An 18,457-nucleotide genomic window follows, 5' to 3' on the forward strand; every position below is an offset into this window, starting at 1 on the left:
GTCCAATTTATTATAGAGCCGGGATTAATGAAAAAATTGCTCATTATACTTGTTAAATTTATAAATTACTACATTTTTATCAATAAAGGAGTTTCATAATGAAAAAGTTTTTAGTTTTATTATTTAGTAGTTTATTAGTATTAGCTGCATGTGGCAACAACGATTCATCAAATAAAGATGATGCTAATAAAAAATCAGAATCAAGTTCTAGTAAAAAATCAAATGAGCCTAATAAAAAGAAAGAGAAATTAAAGGATCAAAAGAAAGAAGCAGCTTCAAATGAAGAGAAACAATACAGCCAAGAACAATCACAAACTCAACAAGAAAATACTAAAGAGCAATTTCAAACTCAACAACATAATGTCCAAAGCAATCAGCATGAGGTTAATACACAACAAAACAATCAATCCGAAAATTTTCAAACTAGCCAACAATTTCAGCAACCTGTAAATAGTGCAAGAGAGCAAGCATTAAATGAAGGTATAGATTTTAACAATCCCACTGATGAAGAAATAGAAAGAATGCGAGAATTAAGTAAAAACTCTCAATATGGATTGCAAGAACCTACTCAAGCGGGGCCTAATGAATAATAAAAATAAAGTAGGTACTATTAATGTCGTAAAATGTTCTCCCATTTTATAATACAAATTTATAACATAAAAAGCACAAAGATATTTAAACGTCTAACCTATCAAGTTAATTTTTAATTTTAACTTTAGTGGTTTAGTACATTTATATCTTTGTACTTTTTCGACTTAGTATTGATACAATTTTAATAAGACATTAATTTTAAGATATCTTCTTTTTCAATAGCGCCGAAATAATGATAGAAATCAAATTCTTCCATCGCTTCTTTAATATGATTATAGTCATGTAAGACGCCTATAAGAGCTTCTTCTAACTCCGTAACATCGCCTTCACCAAAGAAGTCACCGAAGATTCTAGCATGTTCAATTTTACCTTTTTTCACATCAAACTTAATTTGTACAAATCCTTTTTCAAATTTTTCATCGCGTTCAAAATTGTATTTAGGATTTCGACCATAATTCCATTCCCATGTGCGATATTTCTCGTTACTTAGCGCTTCAATATTCTTCCAATCTTCATCAGTTAATTTATATTCTTCGACTTCATGTTCACCGAAGATTGTTTTCAAGATGATTTGTTTAAAGTCATCAATAGAAATTGATTCTTCTAAGAATTCATCAATATTTGCGACACGTTTACGTACCGACTTAACACCCTTAGATTGAATCTTTTTAGGGTTAACTTTTAATGCGTTTTGTACTTCTCCCAAGTCACTATTTAACATTAATGTGCCATGACTAAACATTCTATCTTTAACTTTAACCATCGCATTTCCTGAAATTTTAGCTTGTCCAACTTGAATATCATTACGTCCCGTCATTTCTGCATCTACGCCCATTGATTGAAGTGCTTGTACAATTGGCTCTGTAAATTTTTTGAAATTATGGAAGCTATTACCATCATCGTCTGTAATAAAACTAAAGTTTAAATTACCTTGATCGTGATATACAGCACCACCACCTGAAATACGACGCACAACATGAATATTATGCTCATCCACATACTGTTTATTTACTTCTTCTATAGTGTTTTGATTTTTTCCAACAATAATTGACGGACCATTTACATAAAATAAAAAGTAGCTGTCGTCTGAAGGTAAGTGTTTTAACACATATTCTTCCATAGCAAGATTCATTGTAGGATCTGTAATATTATTATTACTTACAAATTTCATCTTTATCTCTCCTTTGTCTCACTCGTATATGCCCTTAATTAAGTTATGCCTTATATCTATTTATTTTGCCAATCATTTACTCAAATTTGACATTATTTTCATAATTAAAATATTATTTGCCAATTTTAGCATATATTTGTTTATTATTATGGTAATTTTTAGTACAATATAGTCTAGCTATGATTTTAGGAGGACTCGGTATGACTGTTGCAGAAGTAGGAAATATCGTAGAATTTTATGACGGTTTAAGAGGCCGTGTTGAGAAAATTAATGACAATTCAGTTATTGTAGACTTAACAATTATGGATAACTTCAATGAATTAGACTTACCTGAGAAAACGGTTATTAATCATAAACGATATACTATCGTTGAATAAGAAGGTATACATTAAAATGAAAAATATATCAAAAGCTTTAATTTGGTTTATAGCAAGTTTCATTGTATTCCATTTGATTTTATTTGTAATGTGGGGAGAACATCAAGAATATTGGTATTTATATACTGGTATTATGTTAATTGCAGGTATTAGTTATGTATTTTACCAACGAGACATTGAATCTAAACGCTTATTAACTTCTATTGGCGTTGGTATTGTTACGGGTGTTGTATTGGTTATTATACAATTAATCTTTTCATTGCTATCTCCACAAATTACTTATGCAGAACTCATTAAAGAATTATCAAGAACAGGTGTTTATTTCAAATGGCAAATGTTAGTAACATTAATTTTTGTTATACCTTGTCATGAGTTATATATGAGAACGATTTTACAAAAAGAATTAACGCGTTTTAAATTACCTACTTGGTTAATCATATTAATAACTGCATTATGTTCTAGTTCATTATTTATCTATTTAGACAAATGGTGGATTGTGGCGTTTATTTTCGTAGCTCAACTTATTTTATCATTGAGTTATCAATATACACGTCGCATCGTAACAACATCTTTAGGACAAATTGTTGCAATTATATTATTATTAATATTTCATGGATAAAAAACTTTTCTTAGTGTTTTAGCTAAGAAAAGTTTTTTTTGTAGTCATTTGCGTTTCAGCAACGTTTGATTATATAGAACTGATTTAATATTTAACTATAAAGTTAGCATCAACATTTAGATTGACATCAGATTGATTGAGTCTTGTAGCTATAAGTGTGCTCATTGGTTGATCACATGTAGAATGCAATGTTGATTCAGACTCTAAATATTGACGATAATTTCTATAGCAATAATCTGTCATCGTTACTCTATAGTGTTTATCTAATTCAAGCCCCTTTAATGTCACCCTGTTAAAGCGTGGTGCAGACATATCCACAATATAATCGAATCCTTGCCACATCGTACATCGTGTTTCATCAATAATTGTCATACTTAATTGTTTGTGTTCAAATTGAATATACGAGTACGTATATTCAATCATCTTTTTAATTTGATGACCTTTTAAAGTGATATCTATCGCTTTATCTGGATGTGGATAAGCGTTATATACATCTTCATTTGTAACAATGCCTTTTAATCCCTTTTCACCATTTTTAGGCACATTGGCACACGTAATTTCATTGTCAAAAGCCAAATGTAGACTGTCATGTAATAATTGGGTAAATGGGTGTGGTTTACTTAACAAATCTTCTAATCCATTAACTTCTAAATTAACTTTCTTATTAGAAACGATTTCCTTAGACCAATGTTCAAGTGCTTTTCGATCATAATACGTTGTTTCGAGTAATGCTTGATCTTCTGGATATTCACTTAAATTGATTACAGTAGATTGAATGTCTTCTTTTTCAAAAGAATTAGTGCGTTTTTTAAATTTAATCTTCACGTGTACCAACTCTTGCGCATTCTGTCCTGCTTGAACATATACAGTTTCAAAGTCATTTCCAATAATTGTTTGGTGTTGGTGTGCAGTGATCATCAAATCGATGACACCAATTTCTTTCATAATTTTTTCCGCTTCATGAGACCCTTTACTATGTCTAGTATTGGTTTGATTGATTTTATAGAGGCCTCCATGATATATCACGATTAAAAAGTCAGGATGTTCACTTTCATGAATATATCTAATCCATCGTTTTGCAGATAGTAAAGCTTTTTCAATACTGACAGCTTTCTCCATTTCAGCAAATTCATTTTTCATGAGCCCATCAGCAGTTAAGCCAACAATCGCGATTCTAACATTATCATACTCTTTGATGATATAAGGCGTTGAGAAGTATGGCTCTTTTGTGAGCGCAAACTCTATATTTGCAGATAACCATTGAAATCGAGATAATGAAACAGCTTTTGTTAGAAACGATAAACCAAATTTGAAATCATCTGGGCTTACACCGCTAGCATCATACTGCATCGCATTCATCAATTTAATCATTGGATGACGTTTGTATGGCGCCACAACTGCATAATAATGCGCAGCCATCGAGCCAGCAATACTGCCTCCACTATCTAATAAAATGACTTTATCATTATTGTCTCTCACATTTTTAACGTAAGTTCCTGCACGATAGATATTTGAACCAAAGTCTCCGTTCATAAAATGACTATGCATATCTGAAGTTGCTAAGATATCTATATTTATATGTTCATTTTTCTCCAATTTACACACCCCTTATTTAAAGATAGTTTAACATTTATTAAACTGCGGGTGCTATTTATTTCTAACCAAAAACTGGGACAGAACAAATTATCTTGAATTCGTTCTATCCCAGCTTGCTATAGATATATGTCTTATTCAAATTAATACCATAACGTTTTAAATGATTTAACTATTCAACTGAATATCTTAAACTTAGCCAATTTGTACACGTTCTTTAGGATAATGGTATTTATCAGGTTCTTTACGTCCAGCAATCATAATAATAAATGATATTAAACCAACACGACCAATGAACATTAAGATCATCAGTATTACTTTCGTAAGACCGCTAATATCATCTGTCACACCTAAAGATAAACCACATGTTCCAAATGCTGACATGACTTCAAAAAATACTTGTAGAAATGATAAATTAGTCTTTTCTGTTGCAAGAATAATAATCATACTTACAAATGTTAAAATTGATGCCATCGTAAAAACTGCAAATGAACGTTGAATATCAACCACATGTATTTCTCTATTGAAGACTTTTATCGCTGTCTTTTCAGTATTATTATTAAAGTTAATGACAAAGAGAATGAGTATCGCGAATGTTGTTGTACGTATACCACCACCAACTGAACTTGGCGATGAACCTATAAACATTAGAATACTCATGATAACGTTCGTTGCATCACTAAAGTTTGTAACATCAATTGTTTGTAATCCTGCACTACGTGTTGTTGCAGATTGAAATAGTGCGTAAAATAATGATTGATGCCAACTTAAACCTTTGAAAGCATGATGATGTTCTAAAGCTAAAATAGCTAAGACACCAAAGATAAATAGAAATAAATATGTACAAGTTGTGATTTTGGTAAATAATGAAAATCTAAAATGACTAACTCTGTTTCTAACATAGGCTCTAATTTCCAATAATACAGGAAAACCGATTGAACCTAATATAATGAGAAACATAACTATCGTTTGTACAAAATAATCTTTAGCATACGGGATTAAGGATTGACCTGTAATGTCTAATCCACCGTTTGTAGTAGCGGATACTGAAACAAATAATCCTTGCATGAGCGCATTTTTCAAATCAGGATTATCTCTATAGAAGTAAAATGCTAATAGCAATGCACCAATAAATTCAATAGTTAAGATTGTTTTAATGATCTCTAAAATTAACTTTACAGTTCCACTCATAGTATCCTTATTATTGTCTAACATGATCAATTGGCGTTCACGGATACCTATATGTTTACCTAATACGACCCACAACACTGTACCAATCGCCATGACACCAATACCGCCTATATTTAAGATGATTAGTATAATAATTTGGCCAAATGTTGAGTATGTATCTACAATGTTAACGGGAGACAGTCCAGTTACACTAATCCCTGATACAGCTACGAACAGTGTATCAATTGGACTAACATCTACACCTTGTTTGTGCACAAAAGGGAGATTTAGTAATAAGAAAGCGACAACTATGGCTATCAAATAATATAAAACTATCCCCTGTTGAGGACTAGATTTTTTAAGTAACTTACTAAAAATAGACACGCATTTGTCACCTCAACGTTATTTCAATTTTATTTTTATCTCTTGAGACTTACCTTCTCTATAAATTTTAGCCGACAATGTTTTTAAATCTTGTCTATGGCTAAAAATAGTTTGTCTATACTGTAAATTATTTTGAATTGATTTACTATCTAATTCTACAACTACATCACCAATTTTTAAACCTGATTTTTTACCTAATCCACCATCTTTCAATTTTTCTACTACAATTCCGCTTTGAACATCTTCAGGGACTTTAAATAATGCTCGTTCATATGGTAATAACTCTGAAACATTTTTAATGCCAATACCAGTATTAGGATATTGAATTTCACCTTTTTTCTCTAGTTCTGAAGCAATTGCACGTGCATCATCTATTGGAATAGCAAATCCCATACCTTCAATATTCGGCATGTTTATTTTTAGTGATACTACACCTACGAGTTCCCCATCTTGATTAACGACAGCACCTCCTGAATTACCAGGATTTACCGAAGCATCTATTTGAAATGTATTAATCAGTTCATCATTTTTATTATCTTTATCGAAATCGACCGGTACTGCTCTATTTAATCCAGAAATAATACCCTTTGTTACTGTATTTTTAAAATCATTGCCTAACGGATTACCCACAACTAAGATGGTTTCACCTAACTTCAATTGATTTGAACGACCGATTTTAATAGGTTGAACATTTTTGTTATTGATCGTTGCTTTAAGCACTGCAATATCTGACCACATATCTTTGCCAACTACTGTAGCCGTAGCTGCCTTATTATCATCATATGTAATGTTAACCTTATCGTTATTACCGACTATATGTGTATTCGTTAAAATAAAAAAGGTATCGCCTACAGCTTTGTAGACGACACCTGAACCAACTTCGTTATTTGAATTTGTATTTATATTTGTTTTATCAGTTGTTTGTGTTGTTGGATTCTTAGGTGTGTCGTTCTCAACTGTTACCACTGATTTTACAGCGGCATCTGCATTTTTCATTGTTGTTGTATATTTTGTGTTTTGATGACTACTTTGTTCAATACTACTATTTTGGTTAATTGTTGAAATAATTGCACTAATTAATATGATAATTAATATAATTGCAACTACGATAACAATTTTAAGCCAATGTAATGTTAAGAATGATTTTACTTTGTCCATCATATCATTATTATTAGACTTATCGTGTGCATGCTCACTTGCTTCTTCATGATTCGTTTGACTTGCATTATGACGTGTTGTATTACCATGTGCTGCACCTTCATCATCTTTATGCTCTTGATGAGATGTGGATACCTGTTTTGAAGCATGACGCTCATTCGTTGTTAGATCCTGTGCTTCTATCATTTCACTATCACGCATTTCTAAATCAGACGTAGTATTAGCTTCTGAGGCACCTTTTTCTCCTTTGTATGTGCTAACATCATCGCGTTGATGCGCGTCTTGTTTATTAACACTCGCATGCTGAGTTTTGCCTTTATTTTTTTCTACTCTACTATACTTAGGTTCTATATCACTTTGATTTGAAGATAGCTCATTTTCATCCTCATTTGTCTTATTACCTGTTTCAACTGTAGATTTTGATGCTATCGGTTTATTGTCTTTGTCCTCATTTTTAAGTTGTTGCTCCTCAGGCAATGTTAAATGATGTTCTTTTTCGTCTGCCGCATATTCAGATTCATTTTCAGAACGTAATTTGGCTAAATGTTGCTGTTGCTGAATTTCTTCTTGCGTCAATTTCTCAATTCTTGCTTTTCGCATGTTATCTTTAACACGTTCTTCATTAACTTTTGCTTGTTCTTGCTCTTTTTGTGCAAGTCTTTCACGCTGTGCTTTCTCACGTGCTAATCGTTCTTCACGCTCTTCGTTATGAAAATACTCGTGTCGTTTTCGACGATATTGTTCACGTGGTATTACGTGCTTTTTATCATTATCCAAAGGTGTCCACTCCTATCGATTCACTCACAATTTATTATGGTAACGTTGCATTATGTTTATATGGTTGTGGTTTTGTTTAATTTATTTATACATTAATTAAAGTTTAATATCATTATTGCCAATTGGCAATGAATTGAAGGTTCAAATCTGAATTTTTCTTACCATTTATATATATATATCATTCTATAAAAAATAAAAAAGCCTTTTAAATTTAATGGTTCTCATCAAATTTAAAAGACTCGAATGAAGCGTTTAAGCCAAATTATTTAGTTTTCTTTTTGTTACTACGTACTGATGTTAACCAACCTATAACAACTAATAGAATCATAACTGTCCAGAAAATAGCTTGCCATAATGTACTATGAGGGAAGTGTTCAGGTAAAATACCGATGTCTTCATGTGCAAGTACAATGACAACTAATTTAATACCTACCCATCCTACAATTGCAAAGGCAGCACCTTCTAAGCCAGGGTATTTGTTTAATAAGTCAACAAACCATGTAGCAGCAAAACGCATTAAAATAACACCGATCATGCCACCAATAAACATAACTGAGAATTGACCTAAGTCCATGCCACCAAAATGAATGCCAACTGTTGGTAATGTAACAGCAATAGCCATGGCAGCTAACATAGAATCAATAGCAAAAGCGATATCTGCAAATTCAACTTTTAACACAGTACCCCAGAATTGCATTGGTCCGACTTTCTTTTCAACACCATCATCGTCGAAATGATGATCATCACCTTCAGGTTGATCTTCGTGTTTTTTATGGAAAAATCGCCACAGATTTCTTATAGACATGAAAATTAAATATGCGGCACCCAGTGCTTGAATAAACCAGAAATTAGCGATAATACTAATTAAGAATAAGGCAAGAAAACGAAATACAAATGCACCTAGTAAACCATAAAATAAAGCTCTTTTACGTTGTTCAGGTGGTAAATGTTTAACCATAACGGCCATAACAACAGCATTATCAGCTGCTAATAGCCCTTCTAAAAATACAAGAACGAGAATTACCCACAAGTAAGGTAAAATTAAACTCGGATCCATAGTGGACAGCTCCTTTTTGTTTGAATACAAATAAAGAGACCTATGCTAAATAATAGCAAAGGTCTCACTTAGCAAATAATTGCCCACTTTACCGGAAGTCCATACTTCGTAATGACGATAAAGTGCTAATCATCAAATGTAATGATGATTCTCAAGTTACTCCCCTCTGACAAATTGTCATAGGTATTCATTTGTTAAGTGTATTATACACCATACTCCATATAAATAAACCATTTGCGTTCAATAAATTGTAAAATTTAAAGAACTGAAATCGTTGTTAGTACCCTTCTTTTTCAATCGTATGCTTATAAAAGACTATACAATTTAATTTCTGGGAATTTTTCTTCGAACCATCGTGTTGCAAATTCATTTTCGAATAAGAAGACAAAATTATCATATCTATCTTTTACTAATATTGAGCGAGATGTGTTCATTTTATCTTGAATATCATCTTCATTTTCAATCCAACGCGCAATTTTTCTACCGACAGGTTCCATTACAACATCAACATTATATTCATTTTTCATACGGTGTTCAAATACTTCAAATTGTAATTGTCCTACGGCACCTAAAATAATTTGATTCGTATGAAGCGTTTTATAGTATTGAATCGCACCCTCTTGAACAAGTTGTTCAATCCCTTTATGGAAATGTTTTTGTTTCATTACGTTTTTAGCTGAAACTTTCATAAATATTTCCGGAGTAAATTGTGGTAAGTCTTGGAAACTATACTTTTGTTTACCACCAACTAATGTGTCTCCAATTTGATAGTTACCTGTGTCATATAAACCAATGATATCTCCGGCTACGGCATGGTTCACTGTTTCTTTATCGTCAGCCATAAATGATGTTGAACGTGTGATTTTTTGCTTTTTATTCGTACGTTGTAAAGTTACGTCCATACCACGTTCAAATGCGCCACTTACGACACGCATAAATGCAATTCTGTCACGATGTTTAGGATCCATATTGGCTTGTATTTTGAAGATAAATCCAGAAAATTCATCATCGAAAGGACTTACTTCAACTTCTTCATTTGTTTGACGTGCATTCGGCATAGGTGCATGATCAACGTAGGCATTCAAGAAGTTTTGTACACCAAAGTTAGCTAAAGCTGACCCAAAGAATACCGGTGTCAGTTCACCATTCAATAGTGCATCATTATCAAAGTCTTCACCCGCTTCTTCTACGAGCATGAATTCTTCAATCGCTTGCGCAAATGCACTGTCATTACTAATGGGATGTGATTCTTGCAATTCATAATCATCATTTAAGTGTAAGACATTTTCTTCATCTCTAAAAGGTTCGATAGACTTTGAATCACGGTCAATAATACCAAAGAAATTTTGCCCCATACCAATTGGCCAATTCATAGGGTACGTATCGATGTTTAATGTTTCTTCAATCTCATCTAATAATTCAAATGGCTCTTTACCTACACGGTCTAATTTATTAATAAATGTAAAAATCGGAATACCTCTCATTTTACATACTTTAAATAATTTCAAGGTTTGCGGTTCAATACCTTTGGCGCAGTCAATAACCATTACCGCACTATCCACTGCCATTAATGTACGGTAAGTATCTTCTGAGAAGTCTTCGTGTCCTGGTGTATCTAGAATATTAATTTTGTAGTCATCATAATCAAATTGCATAACTGAACTTGTTACTGAGATTCCACGTTCTTGTTCGACTTTCATCCAGTCACTTGTTGCAAATTTCCCTGTTTTTTTACCTTTGACTGTACCCGCTTCTCTTATAGCACCACTAAAATATAATAACTTTTCAGTCAATGTCGTTTTACCAGCATCTGGGTGAGAGATGATGGCGAACGTCTTTCTTGATTCAACTTCTTCTTTTAAACTCATCTATTAATCTCCTTTAAAATCATTCACAATCCATTTTGTTAAATTTGAAGCAATATGTATCGCTGCTTCTTCATCTACAAATGCAAATAATTGCATTATCAATTCTTCTTTAATGTCGTCACTATTCATATGTACATCTAGTTCTATTGACCAAAATACATCAGGTATAGCTATCATAATTTGCTCTGTTGCTTCAATAATACATAGATATGCATTAACAATTTCACCATTAATAGTTAATTGTTTAATGTTCACCAGAGCCACCGCCAAATTTCTTGTATGCTGCTTCCAGTCCAATTAAATCATCTCTATGAGGTACCTTAACATGTCCAGGCATGATTTGATATGGTTCTCTTCCTTTAGAAGCTAATACGACTGTATCTCCTGGTTCGGCCACATCAATGGCGTGTCTAATACCTTCAGCTCTGTCCTCAAATTCAATGTAATGATCATGTGTAGCACCTTTAGCGAGTTCAGCTGTCAACATTTTAGGATCGTCATTAGCTGGATTATCTGGTGTGAATATAACATAATCTGCCCTACATGCTACTGCACCCATTTCAGGTGTCTTAGTTAAGTCACGTTCTCCAGCCATACCAATTAAAAAGATTAATTTCTGTTTTACGAAAGGTTTCACAGCATCTATTAATTTATTCATTCCATCCGCTGTATGTGCATAATCAATAATTAAATCTATCGGTAACGATGGATCAAGCACTTCTAAACGACCTTCAACTGGCTCTAAAGTTTCAACCACCTTAACAATATCTTCCATTGACGTACCCTTACTCCAAACAGCAATCATAGCAGCCATGATATTTGAAATATTAAATTTACCTACATATGGGGTTTTAACATTATAAGTACCAATAGGTGTTACAAAATCAAACTGAACACCTTGTAAAGATTCTTGAATATTGGTAGCCATAAATTGCGCATCGTGATCTATACCATACGTAAAAATTTCATATGGTGTCACTGACGCCAAGTACTCAGAGAATGCGTCATCATTGTTGACAATGGCATACTTCTCTTTCGATAAATCTTCTCCTAATTGACTAAATAATAATGACTTAGCGTGACCGTAAGCTTCCATTGTGCCATGGAAATCTAAATGATCTTGTGTCAAATTAGAGAATACCGCTACATCAAATTCAACGCCTCTTAATCTTCCTAATGATAAGCCGTGGCTAGATACTTCCATAGTCATAACTTCCGCATCTTCATCGACAGCTTGTTTAATCTTTTTAGTCAAAGAGACCGTTTCTGGTGTCGTGTTTGCACCTTTAGTTTTATATTCGTTGATTTGGAAACCATTCGTTCCTAAATATGCACTACCTATGCCTAATCCTCTATAAATGAGATGAATCATCGTAGCAATTGAAGTTTTACCATTTGTCCCTGTTACACCAATTGTCGTTAATTGATGGCTCGGATAGTCATATAATGTATGCGCTAATAAGCTAGCAACTCTTAATGTATCTGGTACAATAACTTGCGTTACGTTCCCGCTAATGTCTTGTTGTTGATTAACTACAATGACTTTTGCGCCTTGATCTACAACATTCTGACAAAATCTATGGCTATCAACCGTGTAACCTTTTGATGCGACGAATATACTTCCTTCACTTGCAGTACGTGAATCTGTAGTGATATCTGTAACATTTATATCTAAAGTACCTATTACTTGTTTTACTCGTATTTTTTCGAACAACTCATTCGCATTCAAAATGTATCGCTCCTTTTTTTACAATAAGTTTATTATACACGTTTTGAAGTTGTTGATAAATTTATAATCATTAAAATATTAGTTTTAACCTCACACCCAATATATGAATCAATAAAGTGAAGAAATTATTAATTAAGCGTTAATTATTTTAAAATTTCCTATATATATCACTACAATTCAATACATTTAAATATATTAGTGCTAGGATAGTGATATAAAGATGATGTTAACTTCGTTAGTATGCTATAATGCACTATAAATGAAATTTATACTGTTAATAAAGGGTATAAATATAATACGATAACTGAGTATCCGTATTTAATGCTATTATCGTTCGCATTAAATACGTTAATGCGTATTTTAAATTTAAATTAATGGAGGGTGACTATTAATGGTTACTCAAAATAAAAAGATATTGATTATTACCGGCTCATTTGGAAACGGACATTTACAGGTAACTCAAAGTGTTGTTAATCAACTTAACGAAATGAATTTGTCTCACCTATCAGTTATTGAGCATGACTTGTTTATGGAAGCACATCCAATTTTAACTTCTATTTGCAAAAAATGGTATATCAATAGCTTTAAATATTTTAGAAATATGTATAAGAACTTTTATTATAGTCGCCCTGATGAGTTAGATAAATGTTTTTATAAATATTATGGATTAAATAAATTGATTAATTTGTTGCTTAAAGAAAAGCCAGACTTAATCTTATTGACGTTCCCTACACCAGTAATGTCAGTGTTGACTGAGCAATTTAACATGAACATTCCAATTGCAACGGTTATGACAGATTATCGTTTGCAAAAAAACTGGATAACGCCTAATTCTCATCGATATTATGTCGCTACTGAAGATACTAAGCGTGATTTTATCAATGCAGGTATTCCAGCTTCTGATATCAAAGTAACTGGCATACCAATTTCTGATAAGTTCGAATCTGATATCGATAAAGTAGTTTGGTTACAAAAACATCACTTAAATCCTGATAAACCAACTATTTTAATGTCTGCAGGCGCATTTGGCGTTTCTAAAGGATTTGACTATATGATTGATAGTATCCTTAAGAAGAGTCCACAATCACAAATCGTGATGATTTGCGGACGTAGTAAAGCACTAAAACGTACTTTAGAAGCACAATTTAAGTCATATGATAACGTACTCATTCTAGGTTATACCAAACATATGAATGAATGGATGGCTTCAAGTCAACTTATGATTACAAAACCAGGTGGAATTACAATTTCTGAAGGTTTAACACGTAGTTTACCAATGATATTTTTAAATCCTGCACCAGGTCAAGAACTTGAAAACGCATTGTATTTCCAAGATAAATCATACGGAAAAATCGCAAACACACCTGAGGAAGCTATCGAAATCGTTTCTGACTTAACCAATCACGAAGAACGATTACAAGCTATGACTAATAAAATGACTGAAGAAAAAGTTAATCATTCAACTTATAGATTATGTACCGATTTACTAAATATCCTGGACACTTCATCACAACAACAGGAAATTTACGGAAAGGTACCTTTGTATGCCAAATTCTTCGTTAAGTAGTAAAGGAATTAGTAAAAACTTTAAGATAATGCTCGTTATTTTATTCTTAATGGAATTTGCAAGAGGTATGTATGTATTAAGTTACGTCAATTACTTACCAACCGTTACTTCGATTGCAGTAGCAGTAACATCAGCGGCATTATCAATTCACTTTATATCCGATGCAGCAACAAATTTTATCATTGGATTCCTCTTAAAAAAATTTGGTACTAAGCTAGTATTAACCCTTGGATTTTTATTAGCTTTTATGAGTTTATTCTTAGTCATTTGGTTTCCAGCTAACCCTATAGTAATCATTATTAGTGCAATCATGCTAGGTATCGCAGTTAGCCCTATATGGGTCATCATGTTATCAAGTGTAGAAGAAGCACAGCGTGGCAAACAAATGGGTTATGTCTACTTTTCTTGGTTGTTAGGTTTACTTGTTGGTTGGGCGTTTATGAATGTATTAGTTAAAATACATCCAACTCGATTTGCATTTATGATGTCACTCGTCGTAGTTATTGCATGGGTGTTGTATTATTTTGTTGACGTTAAATTAACAAATTATAATACGAAACCTGTAAGTGAACAATTAGGACAAATTGTCAATGTTATGAAGCGCCATTTGGTATTATTCCCGGGCATTTTGTTACAAGGTGCATCTATCTCAGCATTGTTACCTATACTACCAACATATGCGACTAAGGTAGTTGGTGTTAGTACAATTGAGTATACCGTTGCCATTGCTATCGGTGGCGCAGGTTGTGCGATTTCAATGCTATTCTTATCTAAAATTATCGATAAAAATAGTAAAGGATTTATGTATGCCGTTATTTTTGTAGGCTTTTTACTATTTACAGCATTTATCTTCGGTTTATCACTAGTAACCAATATTGTTGTTGTATGGATCGTAGCAATATTTATAGGATTAATGTATGGCATATTATTACCAGCATGGAATACATTTATGGCAGGACAAATTGACCCCGCTGAACAAGAGGAAACTTGGGGCGTCTTCAACAGCGTTCAAGGCTTTGGCTCTATGATTGGTCCCTTATTTGGTGGTTTAATTGCTCAATTTTCTAACGGGCTAAGTAATACATTTTACTTTTCTGCCGCGATTTTTTTAATATTGGCTATTTTCTACGGCATTTATTTTATTAAGCACCGAGGCAAAGTAAAACGTATTTAACATAAAACACTAAAAAATCTAGTTAACGTGCAAGCAATGTACGTTAACTAGATTTTATTTTGCTTATTATTATTTACAATTACGCTAATTTGAAAGTATCAATCACTTTCCATTTATCTTCTTCCTCGTCATAGCGTAACAATGAAAGTTCTTCAATATTTTCTTTAAGGTCTACCCCTACTAATTCTACTTGACCAAATATATCTTCAAATTCTTGGCTTGTTAAACCTTGAGCAATTGTAAAGTGCGGTACAAATGGATGTTCCGCTTCACCATGAAAATCTTCAGTATTAAATAAATTGAAAAGCTGTTCTAATTCGTCTGTTTTAGCAACTTTAAAATAAATCACATTGTTAGTTGGTTTAAAACTTGAAGCTTTTGTTGCATGCACTTCAACTGGTTTAAAACCTTCTAATCTTTTTTTAACTTCTTCTTTTACTGAATCTAATTCATCATCATTGATTTCAAAGTGTGACTTGATCGTGATATGAGGCATGATACGTGCATATTCAGTATCATAACGTTTACGATAACCGTTCACTTCATCTTGAAATGATTTTGACGGAATTAATGCTAATCCTATATTCATTTAAATTCCTCCTTTGTTTAACATATTACCATTATAGCAAAATTCTATATTTTACGTTATTAGTTAGCAGAATTTTTTGAAAAGGTTTACAATAATTAAATATTTCATTTCGCATCATCAAAAAATCATTGTACAAACTGACACTATACCCTTGATTCCCCTTTTCCTAATAAAACGAATTAAACTTCATCTGATGGTGCCGTTACTTCATCACCAAGAAAATACGTTAGTACATCTGGTAATAACGGCTTCCAAGATTTCCAATTATGCCCTCCTTCAAACTCTAAATAATGGTAGGTCACGCCCTTATCTTTAATCACATCTGCAAGCGCTCTATTCGGTGTTAAAAAGTTCGCACGTTCCCCCGTTGTTGGTAAGGCAAAATCTTCCTCTTCTAACCCAATCGCATGCCAAATAGATAATTCATTATACTGTAAGCAATGATTAAATTTATCTATAACTGTAGCATCTGAATGTGGGCTAAGCATTGCAATTTGACTGAATATGGTTGGATACGTTAATGCGGTTAATAGTGCTATACTGCCTGCAAGACTATCACCCATTAAAATTCTGGCGTTTCCTACTTTATATGTTGGAAACGTATTGTCAATAAATGGTAGCAACTCTTTACCTACGGCTTGTACCGTCTTCTGACTTCTACTTCCTTGTGGATGAAACTCTTCTCGACGCTTATCAACATCTTCATAATGGAAACCGACAATAATCGCGCGTTGAATTTCATCCTCTCTTCTTAAACGTTCATATTCGCGTTGAAGTCTTCCAAATCTTAAAAAATCTAACCCGTCAAAACAAATAATGACTTGATATTTGAATAGTTCAGAATAATCTTCAGGCAAATATACTGATAATGTAACATCTCTTTCTAAGATATGACTATGTAAGATATGTTTATTAATTTTGCCTGCTTTAAAATTCGACATGACATTGACGCCCCCTAAATAGAATATACTCATTGTATCAAGTTCACGATGACTTTTAAATCTCTGAAAAAAACAAATGTTTCATATTCATGAAATTTGGTAATTTAATCATAGTTATTAGGGAAAGAAGACGATTTAATACGGATAGGCTAGAATCTCCATTCCCCCAGCTTGCTTTGCTTGTTGAATTTCTTTGCGAAATTCTCTGTGCTGGGGCCCATCCCAGCTTGCTTTGCTTGTGGAATTTCTTTTCGAAATTCTCTGTGCTGGGGCCCACCCCAGCTTGCTTTGCTTGTGGAATTTCTTTTCGAAATTCTCTGTGCTGGGGCCCCACCGTATTTTAGTTTGAAAGTTGTGGTGTTGTTTTAGGTTTGTTGAAGGTTTGGTTTACGTATCTGAATTTAGGTGTGATGGATTTCTGTGTATTTCTTGCAGTTAAAATTTCCCTTTTTAACATGTCTTAATTGATATATACTTAATAAATAGTGAACAAATGAAAATAGGAGGACGTAAGCATATGCTTAACAAAGTTTGGTTTCGAACAGGTATTGCCCTAATTATCTTGTTCGTGCTAATTAAATTGTTTATGGAAGTACAAAGCGTGTTTGCACCTATTGTAACCATTATTGGTTCTGTGTTTCTTCCATTTATGATTAGCGGATTTTTATTTTATATCTGCTTACCTTTTCAAAATATTCTTGAAAAGTGGGGATTCCCACGTTGGGCAAGTATTACAACCATCTTTATTGGTTTAATTGCTATCATTGCAATCGTTGTCGCATTTATAGCACCAATCATTATTTCGAATGTGAACAGCTTAATTAAAGCGGCACCATCATTACAAAAAGAGGCTGAACAGATTGTTAATTTCTCACTTACTCAAATGGATAAACTTCCAAGTGACGTAACAGATAGAATTAATTCAGCTGTTAAATCAATGAGTGACAGTTTGACAGGTATTTTAGCCAACTCATTCTCTTACATTACGTCATTTATTTCAACTGTCTTCTTACTTATCATGGTACCGTTCTTCTTAATTTACATGTTAAAAGATCATGAAAAATTTATTCCTGCGCTTGCTAAATTTTTCAAAGGAGAGCGTAAAGTATTTGTAGTCGATTTAATGAAAGATTTAAACTTCACTTTAAAATCATACATTCAAGGACAAGTGACAGTAAGTGTTATCCTAGGGGTTATTTTATATATTGGTTATACAATTATAGGCTTACCTTACACACCTTTATTAGTACTATTTGCCGGTGTAGCTAACTTAATTCCTTTTTTAGGACCATGGTTATCTTTTGCACCTGCAGGCATACTAGGTATTATTGATGGCCCTACTACATTTATTTGGGTTTGTGTGGTGACATTAATCGCGCAACAACTTGAAGGTAACGTCATTACGCCGAATGTTATGGGTAAATCTTTGAGTATTCACCCACTTACTATCATTGTCGTTATTTTAGCTGCAGGAGATTTAGGTGGCTTTACACTTATTTTAATTGCCGTCCCTCTTTATGCAGTACTTAAGACCGTCGCAAGCAATGTCTTTAAATATCGTCAACGTATTATCGATAAAGCGAATAGCGACGTCAAAGATTAATTTGATACAAATGTATAATATATATTGGCTCTATAATAAAATGGACAGATGACAAAATTCATCAGTCCAATTTTTAAGTTTTGAATACA

At 32.9% G+C, this 18,457-nt stretch carries 16 protein-coding genes and 1 riboswitch; of the genes, 6 read left to right on the top strand and 10 right to left on the bottom strand.

What is annotated here, in order from left to right:
- Nucleotides 1–98: 98 nt before the first annotated feature.
- Nucleotides 99–590, top strand: a complete 492-nt coding sequence (locus tag KA828_RS04665) for a hypothetical protein (protein WP_210125531.1) — start codon at nucleotides 99–101, stop codon at nucleotides 588–590.
- 182 nt (nucleotides 591–772) lie between these two features.
- Here KA828_RS04665 and lplA read toward each other — a convergent pair whose 3' ends face one another.
- Nucleotides 773–1,762, bottom strand: a complete 990-nt coding sequence (gene lplA, locus KA828_RS04670) for a lipoate--protein ligase (RefSeq protein ID WP_053029662.1) — start codon at nucleotides 1,760–1,762, stop codon at nucleotides 773–775.
- A 200-nt stretch (nucleotides 1,763–1,962) separates the two neighbouring features.
- Here lplA and KA828_RS04675 point away from each other — a divergent pair, with 200 nt between their 5' ends.
- Both KA828_RS04675 and KA828_RS04680 read left to right on the top strand, forming a co-directional pair.
- A complete protein-coding gene (locus tag KA828_RS04675; RefSeq protein WP_011276202.1) occupies nucleotides 1,963–2,139 on the top strand; it encodes a YkvS family protein in 177 nt (58 codons plus the stop codon).
- 16 nt (nucleotides 2,140–2,155) lie between these two features.
- The gene (locus KA828_RS04680) at nucleotides 2,156–2,758 is read left to right on the top strand and encodes a CPBP family glutamic-type intramembrane protease (protein ID WP_075108394.1); all 603 of its coding nucleotides are present in this window, start codon (nucleotides 2,156–2,158) and stop codon (nucleotides 2,756–2,758) included.
- An 84-nt stretch (nucleotides 2,759–2,842) separates the two neighbouring features.
- Here the strand turns inward: KA828_RS04680 and KA828_RS04685 are convergent, their stop codons facing one another.
- From KA828_RS04685 to KA828_RS04715, 7 genes are all read right to left on the bottom strand, one after another.
- Entirely contained in the window at nucleotides 2,843–4,354 is a 1,512-nt protein-coding gene (locus KA828_RS04685) for a bifunctional metallophosphatase/5'-nucleotidase (protein ID WP_210125533.1), read from the bottom strand.
- 192 nt (nucleotides 4,355–4,546) lie between these two features.
- A complete protein-coding gene (locus KA828_RS04690) occupies nucleotides 4,547–5,905 on the bottom strand; it encodes a TrkH family potassium uptake protein (protein WP_210125535.1) in 1,359 nt (452 codons plus the stop codon).
- 18 nt (nucleotides 5,906–5,923) lie between these two features.
- The gene (locus KA828_RS04695) at nucleotides 5,924–7,840 is read right to left on the bottom strand and encodes a S1C family serine protease (RefSeq protein WP_210125537.1); all 1,917 of its coding nucleotides are present in this window, start codon (nucleotides 7,838–7,840) and stop codon (nucleotides 5,924–5,926) included.
- Between the two features lie 262 nt (nucleotides 7,841–8,102).
- Nucleotides 8,103–8,897: a TerC family protein gene (locus KA828_RS04700; protein WP_210125539.1), complete on the bottom strand. Its 795-nt coding sequence runs from the start codon at nucleotides 8,895–8,897 to the stop codon at nucleotides 8,103–8,105.
- A 70-nt stretch (nucleotides 8,898–8,967) separates the two neighbouring features.
- A riboswitch (yybP-ykoY riboswitch) is annotated at nucleotides 8,968–9,074 on the bottom strand.
- A 128-nt stretch (nucleotides 9,075–9,202) separates the two neighbouring features.
- Nucleotides 9,203–10,765, bottom strand: a complete 1,563-nt coding sequence (locus KA828_RS04705; RefSeq protein WP_070855076.1) for a peptide chain release factor 3 — start codon at nucleotides 10,763–10,765, stop codon at nucleotides 9,203–9,205.
- Between the two features lie 3 nt (nucleotides 10,766–10,768).
- Nucleotides 10,769–11,020, bottom strand: coding sequence for a YueH family protein (locus tag KA828_RS04710; protein ID WP_075108389.1), 252 nt, complete (start codon nucleotides 11,018–11,020; stop codon nucleotides 10,769–10,771).
- Entirely contained in the window at nucleotides 11,010–12,494 is a 1,485-nt protein-coding gene (locus KA828_RS04715) for a UDP-N-acetylmuramoyl-L-alanyl-D-glutamate--L-lysine ligase (RefSeq protein ID WP_210125541.1), read from the bottom strand. Before KA828_RS04715 ends, KA828_RS04710 begins: the two co-directional genes overlap by 11 nt.
- 391 nt (nucleotides 12,495–12,885) lie before the next feature.
- Here KA828_RS04715 and KA828_RS04720 point away from each other — a divergent pair, with 391 nt between their 5' ends.
- Both KA828_RS04720 and ltaA read left to right on the top strand, forming a co-directional pair.
- Complete coding sequence (locus KA828_RS04720) at nucleotides 12,886–14,061, top strand: diglucosyl diacylglycerol synthase (protein ID WP_210125543.1); 1,176 nt, start codon at nucleotides 12,886–12,888, stop codon at nucleotides 14,059–14,061.
- The gene (gene ltaA / locus KA828_RS04725; protein ID WP_210125545.1) at nucleotides 14,039–15,235 is read left to right on the top strand and encodes a lipoteichoic acid biosynthesis MFS flippase LtaA; all 1,197 of its coding nucleotides are present in this window, start codon (nucleotides 14,039–14,041) and stop codon (nucleotides 15,233–15,235) included. The genes KA828_RS04720 and ltaA overlap by 23 nt, the downstream gene beginning before the upstream one ends.
- Before the next feature lie 79 nt (nucleotides 15,236–15,314).
- Here the strand turns inward: ltaA and KA828_RS04730 are convergent, their stop codons facing one another.
- Together KA828_RS04730 and KA828_RS04735 are read right to left on the bottom strand one after the other, a co-directional pair.
- Nucleotides 15,315–15,824, bottom strand: coding sequence for a YjcG family protein (locus tag KA828_RS04730; protein WP_075108386.1), 510 nt, complete (start codon nucleotides 15,822–15,824; stop codon nucleotides 15,315–15,317).
- Nucleotides 15,825–16,003: 179 nt separating this feature from the next.
- Nucleotides 16,004–16,765: an esterase family protein gene (locus KA828_RS04735; RefSeq protein ID WP_210125547.1), complete on the bottom strand. Its 762-nt coding sequence runs from the start codon at nucleotides 16,763–16,765 to the stop codon at nucleotides 16,004–16,006.
- A 517-nt stretch (nucleotides 16,766–17,282) separates the two neighbouring features.
- Here KA828_RS04735 and cozEa point away from each other — a divergent pair.
- On the top strand, nucleotides 17,283–18,368 hold the full coding sequence (gene cozEa, locus KA828_RS04740; protein ID WP_075108384.1) for a lipoteichoic acid biosynthesis protein CozEa: 1,086 nt from the start codon (nucleotides 17,283–17,285) through the stop codon (nucleotides 18,366–18,368).
- Nucleotides 18,369–18,457 lie beyond the last annotated feature (89 nt).

Origin of the sequence: Staphylococcus sp. GDY8P85P, assembly GCF_017892405.1 — a bacterium.
GTDB lineage: Bacteria > Bacillota > Bacilli > Staphylococcales > Staphylococcaceae > Staphylococcus > Staphylococcus borealis.

Excerpts from the sequence above, each read along its gene's own strand:
- cozEa (WP_075108384.1), top strand. The coding sequence starts at position 17,283 with ATGCTTAACAAAGTTTGGTTTCGAACAGGTATTGCCCTAATTATCTTG.
- KA828_RS04680 (WP_075108394.1), top strand. The coding sequence starts at position 2,156 with ATGAAAAATATATCAAAAGCTTTAATTTGGTTTATAGCAAGTTTCATT.
- lplA (WP_053029662.1), bottom strand. The coding sequence starts at position 1,762 with ATGAAATTTGTAAGTAATAATAATATTACAGATCCTACAATGAATCTT.
- KA828_RS04665 (WP_210125531.1), top strand. The coding sequence starts at position 99 with ATGAAAAAGTTTTTAGTTTTATTATTTAGTAGTTTATTAGTATTAGCT.
- KA828_RS04705 (WP_070855076.1), bottom strand. The coding sequence starts at position 10,765 with ATGAGTTTAAAAGAAGAAGTTGAATCAAGAAAGACGTTCGCCATCATC.
- KA828_RS04675 (WP_011276202.1), top strand. The coding sequence starts at position 1,963 with ATGACTGTTGCAGAAGTAGGAAATATCGTAGAATTTTATGACGGTTTA.
- KA828_RS04730 (WP_075108386.1), bottom strand. The coding sequence starts at position 15,824 with ATGAATATAGGATTAGCATTAATTCCGTCAAAATCATTTCAAGATGAA.
- KA828_RS04700 (WP_210125539.1), bottom strand. The coding sequence starts at position 8,897 with ATGGATCCGAGTTTAATTTTACCTTACTTGTGGGTAATTCTCGTTCTT.
- KA828_RS04735 (WP_210125547.1), bottom strand. The coding sequence starts at position 16,765 with ATGTCGAATTTTAAAGCAGGCAAAATTAATAAACATATCTTACATAGT.
- KA828_RS04720 (WP_210125543.1), top strand. The coding sequence starts at position 12,886 with ATGGTTACTCAAAATAAAAAGATATTGATTATTACCGGCTCATTTGGA.
- ltaA (WP_210125545.1), top strand. The coding sequence starts at position 14,039 with ATGCCAAATTCTTCGTTAAGTAGTAAAGGAATTAGTAAAAACTTTAAG.